At 72.8% G+C, this 16,865-nt stretch carries 15 protein-coding genes; 4 read left to right on the plus strand and 11 right to left on the minus strand.

Going from position 1 to position 16,865, the window contains the following annotated elements:
* Positions 1-114 precede the first annotated feature (114 nt).
* Both ACH4XV_RS24640 and snpA read left to right on the plus strand, forming a co-directional pair.
* A complete protein-coding gene (locus tag ACH4XV_RS24640) occupies positions 115-945 on the plus strand; it encodes an SDR family NAD(P)-dependent oxidoreductase (RefSeq protein ID WP_395793248.1) in 831 nt (276 codons plus the stop codon).
* Positions 946-1,133: 188 nt separating this feature from the next.
* The gene (gene snpA / locus ACH4XV_RS24645) at positions 1,134-1,892 is read left to right on the plus strand and encodes a snapalysin (protein ID WP_395793250.1); all 759 of its coding nucleotides are present in this window, start codon (positions 1,134-1,136) and stop codon (positions 1,890-1,892) included.
* A 313-nt stretch (positions 1,893-2,205) separates the two neighbouring features.
* On the opposite strand, the gene ACH4XV_RS24650 is transcribed toward snpA, so the two are convergent.
* Positions 2,206-4,338, minus strand: a complete 2,133-nt coding sequence (locus ACH4XV_RS24650) for a phosphocholine-specific phospholipase C (RefSeq protein ID WP_395793252.1) — start codon at positions 4,336-4,338, stop codon at positions 2,206-2,208.
* Between the two features lie 282 nt (positions 4,339-4,620).
* On the opposite strand from ACH4XV_RS24650, the gene ACH4XV_RS24655 reads away from it, so the two are divergent.
* Entirely contained in the window at positions 4,621-4,827 is a 207-nt protein-coding gene (locus tag ACH4XV_RS24655; RefSeq protein WP_395793254.1) for a hypothetical protein, read from the plus strand.
* Between the two features lie 218 nt (positions 4,828-5,045).
* On the opposite strand, the gene ACH4XV_RS24660 is transcribed toward ACH4XV_RS24655, so the two are convergent.
* The 8 genes from ACH4XV_RS24660 to ACH4XV_RS24695 all read right to left on the minus strand — a co-directional run bounded on the left by ACH4XV_RS24660 (position 5,046) and on the right by ACH4XV_RS24695 (position 13,008).
* Complete coding sequence (locus tag ACH4XV_RS24660; protein ID WP_395793256.1) at positions 5,046-6,533, minus strand: hypothetical protein; 1,488 nt, start codon at positions 6,531-6,533, stop codon at positions 5,046-5,048.
* Positions 6,534-6,786: 253 nt separating this feature from the next.
* Positions 6,787-8,448: a class I adenylate-forming enzyme family protein gene (locus tag ACH4XV_RS24665; protein WP_395793258.1), complete on the minus strand. Its 1,662-nt coding sequence runs from the start codon at positions 8,446-8,448 to the stop codon at positions 6,787-6,789.
* A 45-nt stretch (positions 8,449-8,493) separates the two neighbouring features.
* A complete protein-coding gene (locus ACH4XV_RS24670; protein ID WP_395793260.1) occupies positions 8,494-8,850 on the minus strand; it encodes a hypothetical protein in 357 nt (118 codons plus the stop codon).
* Between the two features lie 85 nt (positions 8,851-8,935).
* Positions 8,936-10,015, minus strand: a complete 1,080-nt coding sequence (locus tag ACH4XV_RS24675) for a D-2-hydroxyacid dehydrogenase (protein WP_395793262.1) — start codon at positions 10,013-10,015, stop codon at positions 8,936-8,938.
* Positions 10,003-10,932: a thiamine pyrophosphate-dependent enzyme gene (locus ACH4XV_RS24680; RefSeq protein WP_395793264.1), complete on the minus strand. Its 930-nt coding sequence runs from the start codon at positions 10,930-10,932 to the stop codon at positions 10,003-10,005. Before ACH4XV_RS24680 ends, ACH4XV_RS24675 begins: the two co-directional genes overlap by 13 nt.
* On the minus strand, positions 10,929-12,143 hold the full coding sequence (locus ACH4XV_RS24685) for a hypothetical protein (RefSeq protein ID WP_395793266.1): 1,215 nt from the start codon (positions 12,141-12,143) through the stop codon (positions 10,929-10,931). The genes ACH4XV_RS24680 and ACH4XV_RS24685 overlap by 4 nt, the downstream gene beginning before the upstream one ends.
* Positions 12,140-12,442, minus strand: coding sequence for a 4Fe-4S dicluster domain-containing protein (locus ACH4XV_RS24690; protein WP_395793268.1), 303 nt, complete (start codon positions 12,440-12,442; stop codon positions 12,140-12,142). The genes ACH4XV_RS24685 and ACH4XV_RS24690 overlap by 4 nt, the downstream gene beginning before the upstream one ends.
* A complete protein-coding gene (locus ACH4XV_RS24695; RefSeq protein WP_395793270.1) occupies positions 12,439-13,008 on the minus strand; it encodes a 2-oxoacid:acceptor oxidoreductase family protein in 570 nt (189 codons plus the stop codon). The genes ACH4XV_RS24690 and ACH4XV_RS24695 overlap by 4 nt, the downstream gene beginning before the upstream one ends.
* A 189-nt stretch (positions 13,009-13,197) precedes the next feature.
* On the opposite strand from ACH4XV_RS24695, the gene ACH4XV_RS24700 reads away from it, so the two are divergent.
* Positions 13,198-13,875, plus strand: a complete 678-nt coding sequence (locus tag ACH4XV_RS24700; protein ID WP_395793272.1) for a TetR/AcrR family transcriptional regulator — start codon at positions 13,198-13,200, stop codon at positions 13,873-13,875.
* 763 nt (positions 13,876-14,638) lie between these two features.
* Here ACH4XV_RS24700 and ACH4XV_RS24705 read toward each other — a convergent pair.
* Both ACH4XV_RS24705 and ACH4XV_RS24710 read right to left on the minus strand, forming a co-directional pair.
* A complete protein-coding gene (locus tag ACH4XV_RS24705) occupies positions 14,639-15,784 on the minus strand; it encodes an ABC transporter substrate-binding protein (RefSeq protein ID WP_395793273.1) in 1,146 nt (381 codons plus the stop codon).
* 325 nt (positions 15,785-16,109) lie between these two features.
* Positions 16,110-16,442 carry a flavodoxin-dependent (E)-4-hydroxy-3-methylbut-2-enyl-diphosphate synthase gene (locus ACH4XV_RS24710; protein ID WP_395793275.1) on the minus strand — a complete coding sequence of 111 codons (333 nt, stop codon included), beginning with the start codon at positions 16,440-16,442 and terminating at the stop codon, positions 16,110-16,112.
* Positions 16,443-16,865: the final 423 nt, after the last annotated feature.

Below are 16,865 nucleotides of genomic sequence, written 5' to 3' on the forward strand. Positions count from 1 at the left end.
ACCCTCGCCTCGGCACGATCGTAGACACACGCCGGTCCGCCCGGTCGACTCCACCCGACTCGGCCGGCGGCGACCCGCGCCACGTACGACGGCTCGACGGAATCGGGGAGTGCCATGTCCAAAACCGCCATCGTCACAGGGGGGACCGGGCGACTGGGCCTGGCCGTGCTGCGCGGGTTGTACCGCCGCCTCGCCGCCGACGACGTCGTCTACCTCACCGCCCGCGACCCCGAACGCGGACAAGCCGCCGTCGACCGCCTGCGCCGCGAGGGGTTCGCGCCGCGCCTGGCCGCGCTCGACCTGCGCGATCCGGCCGGCGCCGAGGCGTTGGCCGACACCATCGCCGCGCGGCACGGCGGCGTGGACATCCTGATCGGCGGCGCCGGCGCCCGGATCGACCTCGCCGCCCGCAATCAGGACCAGGTCGGGGCGTACGTCGACACCAACAACCACGGCACCCGCCGGCTGATCGAGGCGTTCGCGCCGCGACTGCGCGACGGGGCCCGGTTCGTGTGCGTGGTGGGCGATCTCGGCGGTCTGCGGCACCTGCCCCATCGGCTGCGCGCGCGCTTCGACGTGGACCGGGTGAGCCTGGCCGAACTGTCGCGGGTGATGGACGACTACGTACGGGCGGTCCAGGACGGGCGGTCGGCGGCGGAGGGGTGGCCGGCGTGGATCGGTGTCCCGTCCGCGATCGGCACGGTGGCCGCGGTGAAGGTGCTGGCCCGGGAGCTGGCCGAGGACCCGGCGCGGCGCGACATCGTGGTCAACGTCGCGTGCGTGGGCCGCCCGGATCCGGCCGCGCCGGGTGACGCGGCCGCGCGGAAGGAGGCGCTCGACCGGGCCGCCGCCGACGTGGTGTGGCTGGCCACGCTCCCGGCCGGCACCCGTACGCCGCACGCCGAACTGGTCCGGGAACGCTCGGCGTTGCCCTTCCGGGCCTGAGCGCGCGGCGTACCGAGGGCCGGGTGTCGGGGTGGCGGGCGCCACCGGATCCGACGGAGCTATCACCCACTGGCATCATCCGCGCTCGTCGTCACCGGGGACACACTCGCCCTGACCGGAATTCCCCCGGCGAGTCCCCGGCGTCCCACCGGCGACCGCCGATTCCCGGCATGAATGGAGTCCCCCAGATGAATCGACCGAATCGATCGAGTCTCCCGAGCGACCCGAGTCACCCGAGCAACCCGAGCCGTCCGGAGCGCTCGCGCCACGCCGGCCGCCGCAGGACGGTGTTCTCGGCCGCGCTCGGTCTCGGCCTGGCCGCCGTACTGACCGCGGTGCCGACGTCCGCCTCCGCCTCCCCGTCCGCGTCCCACCACCCCGTGCCGAGCCATCACACCGCCTCGGCCTACGCCGGCTCGGCCGCCGAACAGGCCGGCAACAAGGCGTTCTTCGACGCGGTGATGAGGTCGGTCAGGGCCAAGCAGGCCGCCAACCCGGGTCTGCTGAGCGTCACCATCACCTACGACGCGAGCCAGGCGCCGTCGTTCGCGTCCGAGATAGCGCAGAGCGCGCAGATCTGGAACAACGCGGTCAGTAACGTGCAGTTGAGCGAGGGCGGGGGCGGCGGTGCCGACTTCGCCTACTACGAGGGCAGCGACCCGCAGGGCTCCTACGCCGACACCGACGGCCACGGGCACGGGTACATCTTCCTCGACTACCAGCAGAACCAGGAGTACTACTCGGTGCGCGTCGCCGCGCACGAGACCGGACACGTGCTCGGCCTGCCGGACAACTACTCCGGTCCGTGCAGCGAACTGATGTCCGGCGGCGGACCCGGCCCGTCCTGCACGAACACGCAGCCGGACGCGCAGGAGCGCAGCGACGTCGAATACCTGTGGGAGAACGGCCTGGCGGCGAACTCCTCCGTGTTCAAGAGGGTCCACTGACCGTTCGCGGGATCGTCCGACCGATAGCCGCGCTGATTCAGCCCGTCACCCCGTAACCCCGTAACCCCGGCTCCGACCCCCGAGCTTCGCTCCCGACCTCGGCCTCGACGACCCACCGATGGGTCGTGGCGACCGAGGTCGGCTCGCGTTCGGCCCCGCGCCCGCACCCCCTCGCACGTCCCGGCGCGGGGAAGTGCGCCGGGACGTACGGGGTCGTGCGGGCGCGCCGCGGACCCGGCATGGCCGGTGGGCCGCCCGGAGACGCCGCGCCGGCCTCCGGGCGACCCACGTCGCGAGTCGAGTCGGCCGCGGGTCAGCCGCTGACGCTCTCCCGACCGTTCTCGATGTGACCGGCCAGACGTCGGACGAAGCCGTCGGCGCCCTCGATGGTCACCGTGACGTCGTACCAGCCGTCGGCCGAGCCCGTCGACCAGTGCACCGTGCGGTCGCGGCCGGGCTTGAGGGTGATCGTACGCTCGCGGTCGGAGCAGCCCTGCCCGTAGGCGTTGGGGGTGAGCTTGAAGGTCACCGACTGCTTGCCGTGGTTGACCAGTTCGAGGTCGAGCATGCGCCCGGTGGACCGCACCCGCGAGGTGACCTCGGCGCCCGCCCCGGGCGCGGTCGGCGCGATCGCCCCGGCGAACTCGCGGCGGAAGCCGTTCGGGCCGATCAGCGTCAGGTCGTAGCGCTCGCCCTTGAGCGCGATCGTGTCCGAGCGCCGGCCGCGCACGTCGTAGTGCTTCGGCTTGGCCAGGTCCCCGGAGTACGGGAACAGTTGCAGGTGCACGCTGGACTGCCCGCCGTTGGCGAGGTCGAGCGTCAGCGTGCGCTTGGAGGCGTCCAGCCGCGCGGAGGCGTCGGGCTGGTACGGCAGCGGCCTGGCCGGGCGGCGACCGCGCTCCGGCTCGGGCAGCTTCTGGTTCGCCGGCGGCGTTGGCCGCCAGCGCGAGGTGAACGCGGGGGCCGGCGCCGGGCGCGGCGGCACCTGCGAGCGGCGGGCCCGGTCGAAGTCGAACGCGCCGGTCAGGTCGCCGGACACGGTCCGCCGCCAGGCGCTGATGTCGGGGGCGCGTACGCCGGTCCAGGTCTCCAGGAACCGGGTCACCGAGGTGTGGTCGAAGATCTCCGACGAGACGTAGCCGCCGACCGTCCACGGCGACACGATCATCATCGGCACGCGCGCGCCGAAGCCGATCGGCAGCCCGTTGTAGTACTCGTCGGTGACCTCCGCCGGCGGGCAGGGCGCCGGCACGTGGTCGAAGAAGCCGTCGTTCTCGTCGAACGTGAGCAGCACGACGGTCGAGTCCCAGATCTCCCGGTTGGACGCGATCGCGTCGAGCACCTGGTAGGTGATCGTCGCGCTGGCGGCGGGCGAGGAGGCGCTCGGGTGCTCGGAGTCGGCCGCGGAGGGCACCAGGTAGGACACCTCGGGCAGGGTGCCGGCCGCGATGTCGGCGCGCAGCGCGTCGGCGAGCGAGTGCGGCCGGCCGCGGCGCAGGCCGCGCTCGTACAGGACCCGCTCGGCGGGCGACAGCGTGGCGACGCCCTGTTCCAGCTTGGCCAGCATGGCGTCCTGCTCGGCGGCGGGTACGCCGGCGAGCTTGCCGTAGAACGAGTCCAGGCTCTTGAAGCCGCCGGCGGCGGCGAGCGCCTTGCGGGCGACCTGCTTGAACGAGACGTAGAACTCCAGGTTGTTGTCCTGGTAGTTGTCCCACTCCTGGTAGACCTTCCAGGACCGGCCCGCGCGCTGAAGCTCCTCGGCGTAGGTGGTCCAGGAGTAGCCCGCGTGGGTGTCCTCGGAGTACGCGGCGTTGTCGATCGCCCGCCGGGTGGTGCTGCCCGGCTCATAGCCGGTGTAGCCGCTGACCAGGTAGTTGCGGTTGGGCGAGGTCGACGACGGCAGCGCGCAGTGGTACGCGTCGCAGATCGTGAAGGTGTCCGCCAGCTCGTAGTGGAACGGCAGGTCGGTGCGGTCGTAGAAGGCCATCGTGGCGGGTGACTTGGCGCCGATCCAGCCGTCGTTCCAGCCGTCGTTCCAGGCCTTGTGGCCGCCGTCCCAGCTGTGGTCGAGCGCGCCGATGTACTGGAGGTCCTTCGACGCGTCCTGGGCGGCCTTGCGCACCGGGAAGGGCAGGACGTGGCCGGCGGTGCCCCCGGGCTGCTCGAACACGCTGCCGCCGTCGCGCAGGCGGATCGCGTTGCGGTCGCCGAAGCCCCGCACGCCGCGCAGCGTGCCGTAGTAGTGGTCGAAGGAGCGGTTCTCCTGGACCAGCACGACCACGTGCTTGATCGCCTTCAACCCGCCGCGCGGGGGCGGGGAGGCCAGGGCCTGCTGGACGGACGGCGGCAGGAGGGAGCCGGCGACGGCGAGACCCGCGCCGCCCGCGCCGAGCTGGAACAGGCGGCGGCGGGATACGCCGGAGGGAGGCTGGGGGGAGGCCGACACGAAATGCCCTTTCGAGGACGCGGAGAGCCGGACGCTCGCGCCTGTCGACGGGGGTCGGCGGTGCGGGCCCGGCGGGAGGGGCGGACGTACGCAGTTCATCGCTCCGCGCCCTACCGGGGAGCGGATCGCGGGTGACGGGCAGGCGAACATCGGCCGGCGTGAAGGCCGGTGACGTGCTTGACGGCGGCCGACCGCAGCGTTCGCAGGGCCGGTCCTGGCGCGATTCGGCAGCGCATGCGGCGTACACCGGCCGGCTCGGGCGCGACGGGGAGGGGCGCGGCGGTGCGCGAGCGGTCGGGGGTGCCTGGGGGCATCGGCCGGGGGCTCGGCAGTGCTTGTGGCGTGGCCGCCTGGGCGCCGGTCTGGGACGTGGTGGTGCGGACGGCGGCGCGGGCCCTGTCGGGCGCGGTGGTCGACGGGCTCACCGTCGTCCGGGCCCGGGTGGCGGTGTGCGAGTGGTCGGGGATGCCTGGGCCGGTGGCTTGGTAGTGCCCGTGGCGTGGCTGTCGGGGTGCCGGTCCGGGACGTGTCGACCCGGGACGTGGTGGTGCGGACGGCGGCGCGGGCCGTGTCGGGCGCCGTGGTCGACGGGCTCACCGACATCCGGGCCGGGTGATTCCGGTGGCAACGGGTTGTGCCTGTACCGGCTCACCCGGACGCGGACGTGGAACGGGCGGTGGTCGCGTGTGTGACGCGGGTCGGCGTGCTCAGGTCGTCGGGTCGGCCGGGGGAGTGGGCACTTCCTGCGGCGCGGACTCCGCCTCCGCCGCTGCGGCGGCTGCCGCCTTGGCCGCCGCCTGGAGGGTCTGTACCGGGGTGTTCGTGCGCAGGGCCTCGACGAAGATCAGCTGATCCGGGCCGAGTTGGGCATGCAGCGTGCCCTCCTCGACGTGGGCCTCGGTCAGCCAGCCCTCGGCCACCAGCACCTCGGCCGCCGCCACCGCCTCCTCCGGGGTACTCGCGGTGAGGCCGGCGAGGAAGCCGAGGTCGGCCCGGGCCGCACCGTGCGCGTCGCAGTGCGAGGTGACGCCGAGGGCGGCCAGCCGTACCCGCGCCGGTTGTTTGCGGAGTTTCTTGTGCGCGATCAGCCGGGCCACCCAGCCCGACGACCGGGTCCGGGGCAGCTTGCCCAGGGTGAAGCCCTCCGCGCCGGGGACGCCGCAGCCGACCGGGTCCTCCTCGGTGGCCAGTAGGTCCTCGACGTCGACGCTGAGCCAGCCGGACGCGGTCAACTCGCCGACCGCCGACTCCGCCTCCTTGCCGCACACGCCGCGCAGGTCGGGGCCGGTCAGGTTGGCGACGCCGGTGCCCACCCCGCGCAACAGGCAGACCAGTGCGAGCAGGCGGGCCACGGGCGAGGTGCCGGGGGCGGTGCGGCCGATGTACGTCAGCGCGCCGCGCACCGGCTCGCCCAGTCCGCTCACCGCCCAGTGCCCACCGGGCTCCGCGTCGGGGCGGGCGCTCTCCCACGGGATGCCCCGCTGCTGGGCCAACTGCTGCAACGTCGTCTCGTGCGCCCGGCGGGCCCGCTCCGCCTCGGCCCGGACCAGCCCCGTACCCAGCGGATACGGCACCTCGGCCCACACCGCGAGCGCGGCGGCCTTGCGCTTGGTCAACTCGGCGACCACCGTCAGGTCGGCCACCCCGGAGGCCTGATGCGCCCGGAAACCCTCGACGATCGAGGTCAGTTCGGCCAGCAGCGCGTCCGGCAGCCCCGGCGGCACGGTCAGCACGCCGAAGCGCCGCAGCCCGGTCTGTTCGCCGTCCCTGGCGCCCTTCGGCTCACGCGGCCGGCGGGCCTCCTTCGACAGCCGAGGCTCCGGCACGGGCCGCGCGCCGCGGGCCTGTTCCGGCACGGCCCCGGGCCCGACCGGCTCGCGCAGCTCCGGCATGGTCGGCGACATCGGGCGCGGCAGCACCGGTTTGGCGGCGCCCTCCGTCGTGCTCCGGCCGGCCACGGACACCTCGATCGGCCCGTCGAGCCCGACCGAGGCCAACGGCGGGGACAGGGCGAGCAGACCGCTGTCGACCAGGTCGCCGGCGATGCTCATCGCACTGCGCGAGCCGATCGTGCGCCCGTTGGGCCCGGCCAGCCCGGCCACCTCGCGGATGGTGACGGTCTGGCCGGCCGCGGCTGCCGCGGCGAACAGGGCGAACACCCGCAACTCCACCGGGGCCATACGATTCACATCCATCGAGCCGACCCTGGCGGCACGCGTCTTCAGAGGCATGCCCCCTTGTCTACCGCACCGAGCCCGGGCCCGAAGCCCCATTCGAGCCCAACACCCGAAAGGACTAACCGAACACCCCGCAAACAATCCGAGAACTCCACGACCGCCTCCACCCCGATTGCCGCCCCGGGCAGCCAGGACACCCAATTTCCGTCCCACAGCCACCCGTTGCCCCACCGACGCCACCACCACCACCGGCGCCGGCGCCGGCGCCTCGTCAGCGCCGCGCAGTCCTCGGCGAGCTTGCGGGCGGTTCGGGGGTTCGGTGGTGGTGCGAGGGCGGCGGCGGGTTGTCTTCGGTCGTGCGTTCGGTGATGTGTTCGACCAGTCGGCGGCGTTGTACCTGGCCGGTGGCCGCGGTGCGGGGCAGTTCGGGGACGTGTACCACCCGGCGGGGGTGTTTGTGGCCGGCCAGGTGACCGGCGCAGAAGGTGCGGAGCGTGGTCGGGTCGGGTGGGTTCGTCGGGTCGACGGGGACCACGACCGCGCAGATCAGCTCGCCCCAGACGGGATCCGGCAGGCCGACCACGGCGACCTCGCGGACCCCTTCGGCCCGCGCGAGGACCGCCTCGACCTCGCCGGGGTCGACCGCCTCGCCGCCGGTGCGGATCAGTTCGCCGACCCGGCCGGTGATGGTCAGGTAGCCGTCGGCGTCCACCGTGGCCAGGTCGCCGGTGTGGTACCGGCCCTCGCGCAGCACCGCGCGGGTGGCCGCCGGGTCGTCGAAGTAGCCGTCGAACAGCAGCGGTCCGCTCACGTACACCTCGCCGTCGGCGGTGAGTCCGACGTCCTGGTAGGGGCTCGGCACGCCGCAACTCCCGGGCTTGCGGGCGATGTCGGGGCCGTCGAGCGCGGCCACGTTGCCCGCCTCGGTCGAGCCGTAGAAGACCCGCAGTACCGCGTTGGGCGCGGCCTCGGCGATCGCCGCGAGCAGTTCCGGCGGGGTGCGGGAGGTGCCGGTGTCGGCGAACCGCACCGTGTCCAGCACGCCGGCGCCGGGCCCCGCCTCCGCCGCGAGCGTGTCCAGGACCCGCCGCCAGACGGCCGGTACGCAGTTCAGCCGCGTCGCCCGGTGTCGGCGCACCGCCGCGACGATCTCCGCGCCGTCGGCCCGGGCGACCAGCACGAGCGTGTCCCGGGCCTGCCACTGCTGCAACGCGATGGTCCAGGCGCCCATGTGGAACAGGGGATACGGGCACACCATCGCGCCGCGCGGTTCGAGCTGCGCGCCGGGATGGGTGCGGAGCACGTTGGTGCGGTGGGAGAGGATCACGCCCTTGGGGCGGCCGGTGCTGCCGGAGGTGAAGAACAGGACGTGCGGGTCGGTTTCGTCGGGGCCGGGCGTGGTGTCCTCCGGTGCCGGTGCCGGTGCCGGTGCCGGTGCGGATGCTGCTCCCGGTCCCGGTCCCGGTCCCGGTGCGGGTCCGGGTGCGGGTGCGTTTTCGGGCGCCCGTGCCGATGCCGGTGCCGTGCCGGCCGCGGCCCGCAGGGTGTCCAGGCCGAGCACCGGCACGCCGCTCGCCGCGCCGACGGCCGGCCCCGGCACCGTGTGGTCGGCGATCAGCAGCACCGGGCGGGCCGTGGCCACCGTCGCCCGCGCCTCGTCGGCGGTCAGGTCCGGGTTCAGCGGGACGTACACCGCGCCGATTCGGGCCAGCGCGGCGAAGACGGGCAGGACGTCCAGGGTGGTCCGGTTCCAGCACACGACCCGGTCGCCGCGCGCGACCCCGGCCGCGCGCAAAGCGCGGGCCGTACGCCCCGCCGCCGCGTGCAGCGCGCCGAACGTCAGCACCTCGTCGCCGAACACCGCCGCCGCCCGATCGGGCACCGCCCGCGCCGCGCCGGCGAACACCGCGCCGATCACCAGGCCGCCCGTCATCGCCCCGCCCTCCCGGACCGCCGCGCCGACCCCATCGCGGACGACCTACCGGTCCTTCAGCTCGACGATGATCTCGTGATAGCGCTGCTCGCCGACGTTGACCGCCGTCTCCACCCCGCCGCGCCGCATCGGTACGACCACGCCGGGCACCACGTCGGCGGCGAAGTACTCGCGATACTCGCCCGCGCTGTCCGGCTCGGGCTCGACCGCGATGCGATCGCCCGCGATCTGGACCAGGTAGTAGTCGAGTTCGTGGCGGTGTACATCGCTGCGGGCGCCGGGGGCCAGTTCCAGCTCCCAGATCCGGACCCGGTCGTCCTCGAACAGGACCCGGGTGCCGATGCCGCCGAGTGTGCGTTCGGTGGCCGGCTCGTCCGTGTCGGGCACGGTTTCCTCGCTCATCTGATCCGTCCTCGGGTCGATGGGGTTTCCCGCGTGGGCGCGGGTTTCCGGTGTCTGCGCGTGCCGCGTGCCGTGAGCCGCGTGTTCAGCAGCCCGCGTCCGGGTCGATCGTGTTGCGCAGTTCCTCGCCCGCCAGGTAGCGGCCGAGGTTGTCCCGGAACAGGCGGAACACCTCGGTGAAGTGTTCGAGGGCCGCGCTGGAGCAGTGCGCGGACAGGTACAGGTTCGGCGCCGTCCACAACGGATCGTCGGCCGGCAGCGGCTCGTGGGCGACCACGTCCAGCGCCGCGCCGCCGAGCCGGCCGCCGCGCAATGCCGCGATCAGGTCCGCTTCGACCACGAACGAACCCCGCCCGACGTTGCAGTAGAACGCGCCCTCGCGCATCGCGGCGAACGCGGCGGCGTTCATCGTGCCCACCGTGTCCGCCGTCTCCGGCGCCGCCGACACCACCGCGTCGCAACCCGCCAACATCTCGTGCAGATCGTCCGGGTGGTAGAGCCGATCCACATGGTCGGCCGGCAACTCCACCCGACGCCGCGTCGCGTGCACCCGCATCCCGAACGCCTGTGCCCGGCGGGCGATTTGGGTACCGATCCCGCCCACGCCGATCAGGCCGAGGGTGCGACCGTGGACGAGCCCGCCGAACGCCGGTCGCCATCGCCGGGCCCGCTGCGCCGCGTCCAGGTCGCGGTGGCGTTTGGCGAAGGCGAGCAGCCGGGACAGGACGAACTCCGCGATCGGCGCACCGTTGACCCCGGCCGCGCTGGTCAGCCGGATGCGTTCGGTGGGCAGGCCCGCCGAGAGCAGTTGGCCGTTGCCCGCCGCGCAGCTCTGTACCCAGCGCAGGTTCGGCGACACCGCCGCCACGTCGAACGGCAGATCGGCGACCAGGGCGATCTCGACCCGGGCCAGGAGGGCGCGTTGTTCGGGAGTCAACTCGGGGGCGAGCGAGCGCAGTTCGGGACGGCCTGCGGCGCCCGGTCGGCCGCGGGCGGTGCGCAGGTCCTCGGGTTCGAGATAGCGGCAGTCCACGATCTCGATGCGCGGATCGAGCGCGCGCACCGCGTCCAGGTCGGCGGCGAGCGCGTGTGCGGGGCGGATGTCCCAGGCCGGGGGATACATGATGCCGACCACGATGGGTGCCGGGGGGTTCAGGTCGGCCATGCGGTGGTCCCTTCCGGGGCGGCGTGCGAGCCCGACGTGTGTGTCGTGTCCTTCAGTACGCCGAGGGTGTGCGTCGCGGCGTGCGTGCTCGCGAGGTAGGCGGGTGCGTCGGCGGTGTCCACGAACCAACCGGTGGGGCACATGGTCAGGATCTCCACGAAGGAGAAGCCGCCGCCGCGCAGTTGGGTGCGGAAGGCGTTGCGGATCATCCGGGTGGTGCGGGTGATGTTCACGATGTCGTGGACCGCGCCGCGCGCCACGTACGTGGCGCCGTCCAACTCGGCGATCAGGTTGGCCAGTCGGATCGGATGACCGTGGCGGGCCGCGTCGCGTCCGTCCAGGGTGTTCTTGGTGCGCTGGCCGAGCACGGTGGCGGCGGTCATGTGTCCGCCGGTCTCGCCGAACACCCCGTTGTTGAGCATCAGGCAGGTGACGTTCTCGCCGCGCGCCGCGGTGTGCAGCACCTCCTGGAGGCCCTCGTTGACCATGTCGCCGTCGCCCTGCACGGTGAACACGAGCGTGTCCGGCCGGCAGCGCTTGACCCCGGTGGCCAGGGACGGGGCGCGCCCGTGCAGGGCTTGGAGCACCTCGATGTCCAGGTTGTTGGAGTAGGCGGTGTAGCAGCCGATGCCGAACACCGCGATCGCCTTGGTCACCTGGCCGAGTTCGGCGACCTGTTCGACCATCGAGCGCATCGCGATCGGCTCGCCGCAGCCGGGGCACAGGTGGTGCGCGCCGACGTCGATCAGGTCGGGGGTGAAGTCGTGGACGAGGCGGGCGGCGCAGGTGGGGGGTTGGTGGGTGGTGGTCAGTATGGGCAGTTCGCGGCGGCCGGCGGGGGTGGGGGCGTCGGGGGTGCGGCGGGCTTCCGGGTCCGGTTCCGTTTCCGCTACTGCTTTTGCTTCCGCGGCGCTCATCGGGGGCCGTTCGGGTGGGTGGGGTGTGAGGTCGCGGTCGATGAGGGTGGGGGTTCGGATGGGGACTCGGGTGGGGGTTCGAACAGTGCTTCGATGCGGCGTCGCATCGCGCCCACGTCGAGGTCGGGGGCGATGCCGAACCCCGAGGGGTCCAGGCTCAGTCGGCCGATGAACCGCACCGGCGCCGCGCCGAGCACGGCCAGGCGCACGTCGTCCACCATCTGACCTCCGCTGTTCTCGTACACCGCGACCACCCGCGCGTCGGCCGCCGCCGCGCGCACGATGTCGCTCGGGAAGGGCACGAGTGTGATCGGGCGTACATAGCCCACCCGCCGACCGAGGGCGCGCAGGTCGGACACGGCCTGGCGGACGTACAGGGCGGATGTCCCGTATGCGATCACCACCACCTCGGCGTCGGCCAGGAAGCCGGTCTCCGCGCGGGGTTCGGTCTCGGCGAGCATTCGTTCCAGGGCGGCGCCGCGCCGGACGTAGAACTCGGCCAGGTCGTAGCCGGCGTCCGCGCGATCGCCCGCGTGGCGTTGTTTGCGGTCGGACAGCGGTGAGATGAGCTTGGCCGCGCCCGTTCCGCCGCTCGACCCGTCCAGGGCCCAGTCGCGGGGCGGCAACGGGTCGAAGTCGGTGGGGCGTACGTGCACCGAGACGTGGGTGTGCGCGAGGTAGTAGTCGCCCATCACCAGCACCGGGCTGCGCCAGTACTCGGCGAGGTGGAAGGCGTACCCGGTCAGTTCGACGGCCTCGCGCACATCGCAGGGCGCGAGTACCAGGTGCCGGTAGTCGCCGTGTCCGCCGCCGCGCGTGGCCTGGTGGTAGTCGCCCTGCGCGCGGGCCATGTTGAGCACCACCAGCGGGAGTCGGGCGTGCACGATCTCGGCCAGCGACTCCTGCATCAGGGACAGCCCCTGGCCGGTGGATCCGGTGGCGGCGGGGGTGCCGGTGGCGGCGGCGCCCCACGCCATGCCGATGGCCTCCAACTCGCTCTCCGCGTTGACACATACCCCGCCCACATCGGGCAGCCGGGCCGCCATGTGTTCGAGCACTTCGGTGAACGGCGTCATCGGGTAGCCCGCGAAGAACCGGCAACCGGCGGCGATCATCGCCTCGCCGATGGCGGCGGAGCCGGCGAGGACCGTGGGGCGGGGGCCGGGTCGGGCGGCGGGTCGGGTGGTGGGCCCCGAAGTGGGTGCGCTCATCGGCCGGTTCCTCCGGTCTCGTCGCGGGGTTCGTCGTAGCGGTAGACCTGGAACACGAAGTCCGGACAGATCGCCGAGCACGCCTTGCAGGCGATACAGCCGGGGAGCAGGCGGGGGTAGCGGTAGCCGCGGTCGTTGACCTCGGAGACGGTCATCCGCAGGACGTCCGCGGGACATGCGTCGATGCAGAGATCGCAGCCCTTGCAGGCGTCGATGTCGATGACGAGGGTGCCTCTGCTGAGCGGGGGCGGGTCGGGCGTGGGCGTCGTGGGCGTGGGCGTGGGTTCGGGGCCGGTCACGTGTACACCGGCCAGGCTCGCAGTGCCGGTCCGGCGTGTGCGTGTCCCATCCGCAGCGCGGCGCGGATGCCCTCGGCGTGGTGTCGCCGGTACGGCGGCAGGACGTCGGGGGCCGTCGCCAGGAGGGTGTCGAGGCCGACGATGGCGGTGGCGGCGACGTATGCGCCGAGCGCGATCATCGTCACCGCCGCCGGGTTGCCGGTGCTCGCGGCCGACTCCGACGCGGGCACGGGCACCAGGCGGCCCACGGTGGGCGTCGCGCCCGGATCGCACAGGCTGGTGTTGAGCACGAGCAGGCCGTCGTCGCGCAGCCGCACGTACACGCCGGCCGCGTGCGCGGGGTGCAGCACCAGGGCCGACCAGGCCGAGCCGATCGTCGGCGGACTCTGTACGGGGGCGTCGCCCAGGACGAGCGTGGTGTCGGAGTTGCCGCCGCGCATCATGCCGCCGTACGCCCCGAAGTACATCGCGTGCCGACCCTCCGCCACCGCCGCCGCGGCCAGCAGCGCGGTGGCGAGTTGGATGCCCTGGCCGCCGATCCCGGTCAGTAGAACCTCGCGTTGCATGCGGTGCCCCTTCGGGTCGGGATGGCTGGTGGAACAGTGACCGCACGTGTGAGAACGTTGTTCCGGATAGTAGGATGCGTCGTTCCGACAGACAAGAGCGTCGGGAATGTCGAGGATCTCGGGGCTCTTCGGGGCCTCGGGGACTTCTGGGACTTCTGGGACCTCGGGAATCGAAGGTGGGTGCCGCCGATGGACGGGATCGAACCGGCGGTGGATTCCGGCGGGTTGGTGGGCAACGCGGTCCGCCGTCCGCTGGAGGCGCGGTGGGCGGTGTACGCACAGGAGGTGCGTCGGCTGGTCGACGCGACGTATCGGGTGGTCGAGCGCACCGGCAGCCTCGATCCCACGATGCGCGACATCCTGCGCGAGTCGGGATTGTCGAACCAGGCGTTCTATCGGCACTTCCGGTCCAAGGACGAGCTGCTCGTCGCGCTGCTCGACGACGGGCGGCGGCGGATGGCCGCGTACCTGGACCACCGGATGTCGGCGGCCGACGACGTCGCGGGCAAGGTGGTGGCCTGGATCGAGGGCGTGCTGGCACAGGCCGGCGATCCGGTGGCGGCGGCGCGTACCCGTCCGTTCATGGCCCACCAGGACCGGTTGGCCGAGTTGTTCCCGGCCGAGCAGCGGGACTCGGTGGAGGCGATGATCCGGCCCCTGCGCGAGGCGCTGGCGGGAGCCGAGGGGGCGAGGACCGCGGGCGACGTGGAGGCCGACGCACTCGCGGTGTACCGGCTGACGCTGGCCACCCTGCACGACCACCTGCGCGCGGGCACCCCGGTCGCACCGCAACACACCGCACACACGGTGCGGTTCGCGCTGGCGGGGCTGGGACTTCGGGCGCGATCGGGGCCGGGGTCGCAGTGACCGTTCGGCCGAAGAGGCCCGCTTCGTCGACCTTTCGGCGGCACGCCCCCGGATCGTGACCCGGCACAACACTGGAACGCACGTACGGCGGGACCCACCGGCAGGTGCCCCGGGCGGTGAACTCCACCCCGGGGTGTGGCCTCCGCGCTCGCATCAGGACCGCATACCGACGGCCTCGGACAGGGTTTCTCCAGGCGTCCGCGCGTCCGCGTTGCCGGTCCCATCGCGCAGGCACAACCGCGCGTCGTCATCAACGCAGCGAGCGGCGGACCCGAATGGCCCATCACGGCCGAGGGCCCGATTCGCTTGGCGATGGCCGCGGCAAAATACGGCAGCCGCCTGGCCCACGTATCCAGCGACGCGGTGTTCCCCGGCGCCCGCGTGCACTACGACGAGTCCCGTCTCCCCGACCTGCTCACCCCCACCCGCGTGGGGACTTCACAGACCTCGGCGGCCTCCCGGGCCGGCCTGCCCGGCGGTTCGACTCCACCCGTGCGGGGCCGGTGCCGGTCGACTCGAACCTCTACGCGTGAGTGGCAGGACCGTTCGGTTGTATCCCGCCGCCACCCACACCCCACGCTTACGTTCGGCAGGGCCGACATCGTCCGCACCGGAGTTGAGGCACGGGCCACAGGAACATCCCCACCTGCGTCGGGACTTCTTGTTGACCTGCGGGTTCTTGGCTGTGGCGGCGCGTGGATAGGTAGGGGCGGTGTCGAGTTCGGGGTGGGAGGGATCCGGGCCGGCGGGCCTGCGGGTTTGTTCAGCCGGTGTGAAGGATTCGGAAGTGGTTGGGTTCGGTTGGGTTTCGATCGACGATCTGGGTTGGTGGCCATGCCCATTGCCAGACACTGATGCCGGGAGGGCGGGAGAACCGGATTCGGCCACGGGTGCCCTCGACCGCTACGCGCGGCCAGGACCCGGCGATGTGCGGCCGGTCCGTGCCGTGGGAGCGCAGTATGTCGGCGAGTACGACGATTGTGTCGTAGCCCTCGAAGGCGACGAAGGACGGCGCCCTGTCCAGCTGTCGGCGGAGATCCGCCTCGACCCTCGCGCCGAGTGGGCTCAGGCGTTCGGGCAGGTAGCGCAGGAACGCGATCGATGTGCCGTCGCCGCCCAGTAGCGAGGCCCATTCGGTGAACTCCGGTTGCCCGGCCGGAGCGCCGATCACGACCTCGGCGAGGCGCTGGTCGCGGCGGACGGACTTGACGATCGACACTGCCGGTTCCGGGTGGCCGACCAGAAGAAGGAGGGCTGTCGCGCGATGGTCGGCGAGTGCGTCGCACACGTCCGTGGGGGTGAGCGCGCGCATGTCGAGTTCCATGACGGTGCCGCCGCGGGCGGTGAGGTGGTCCCGCAGGATGGCCGTCCCGGATGCCCAGTAGACACTCGGTTGGGTTGCCAGGGCGATGCGACTGTGGCCTGCCGCGAGGAGGAAGTCCGCGTAGACGCGCCAGCCGTGGGACTGCGCCGGGGCGAGCCGCGCGACCCATTCGGTCGGTTGTTCGGTGAGCGCGTCGAGGACCGCCGACGAGCAGAGGAACGGCAGTTCGAGGGCATCGGCCCTGGCGGCGGCGGCGCGGGCGACGACGCTGTGATACTCCCCGGCCACGGCGGCCACGCCCAAGGCGGCCAATTCGTCCATGGCCGCCACGGCCGCTTGCGGATCGGCGGCGGTGTCTCGGATCGCGAGTTCGAGGGGTCTTCCGTTGATCCCGCCGTCGTCGTTGATGTCGCGAACGGCCAGTTCGAGCCCGGTGAGCAAGTGCTGCCCGGCCTCGACCCAACCTGGCGGGCTCAGCGGGACGAGAGCGCCGATCCGGATGGGTGATCCGCCGGTCGGGCGACCGTTGTTGGCTGTGTCGGCCTGTTGCCGGGTGGGCTCAAGATCGTCGTCGGTCGCGTTCATGGATACGGGAGTGTAGGGGAGCTGTGGATTGGGGTTTTGTCGGCCGTACGTAGCGTGCGTGGGGGCTGCGTGGATCAGGTCGAGCTGTGCAGTGTGGTCCGAGGAGGGTTGTCTGCCGTAGGAGGACCAGCCGCTTTTTTGGGTGTCCGGAGGGCGCCCTTGCCGATGGATGTGGCCGATGGGTGGGCGGCCGACGGTGCTCGGGTGGACTCCCCAGTCACCCGAGCATCCGTCGGCGCCGGCGGGGTCGCGGGGCCGTTGCCCGCTGACCCGGCCGATTGTGGGGCCGGCGGTGTGGCTGTTACCGCCACCGCCAGGGTTGTGGTCACCGCCCCATGGCTTGCGTTGTCGCCTCCCGGCGGATCGGACGGGCTGGGCCGGGTCGGATCAGGCCGTACGGAACTGGCTTCATCACCCGAGCCGGCCGATCGAGCCAACCCCGCTTCAGCCCGGCCCGCTCCCCGGCGGCGGTCACCTCGGCGATCTGCCGGAGCGTGGCGTCGACGTCGGCGGTGGAGGTGGTGGTCATCGTCCGCACGCTGATCGGCGCGCCATCGCCCACCGGGACGCGGCCGACGTCGATGCGCCGGGAGGGGCGCCGGGAGGGGCGCCGAACCGGTACGTGCGCGGGAACCTCGGGCAGGTCGATGGCGGTCATGCGGGTGCCTCCTGTGTGAATGGGTGCGCCCCTCGCGGTCGCGTGCCACCGCTGCGCGCGATGGGTCGGCCGAGGCGGGATTCGAAGTATCGGTGGGCCGGTTGGGTCTGGTGCGGCTCGAATCCGATCCGGCCTGGTCCCATTCGGTCCGGCCCGGCTCATCCCGCCTCGCCCCGCCCCATCCCGCCCCGGCAATGGGGTACTTGTCGAAGTTTTCCCGACCATCACACGATCCATAAGGCGTGAACCCAGCCCCGGTGACGCACCGATGATCACGCCCGCACGCCGGGTGGTGCGGATATCGGCCACGGCGCGAACGCATGCGCCCCGGCGGATACCCCGGGTGCCGGTGGCGCCGATCCCGCGCTTCGCCGACGCAGCGCACCTTCGCGACCAAGCACGCGATCCCGACCGCACTGCTCG

It is taken from the genome of Embleya sp. NPDC020630 (assembly GCF_044334985.1).
In the GTDB taxonomy this organism is placed as follows: Bacteria; Actinomycetota; Actinomycetes; order Streptomycetales; family Streptomycetaceae; genus Embleya.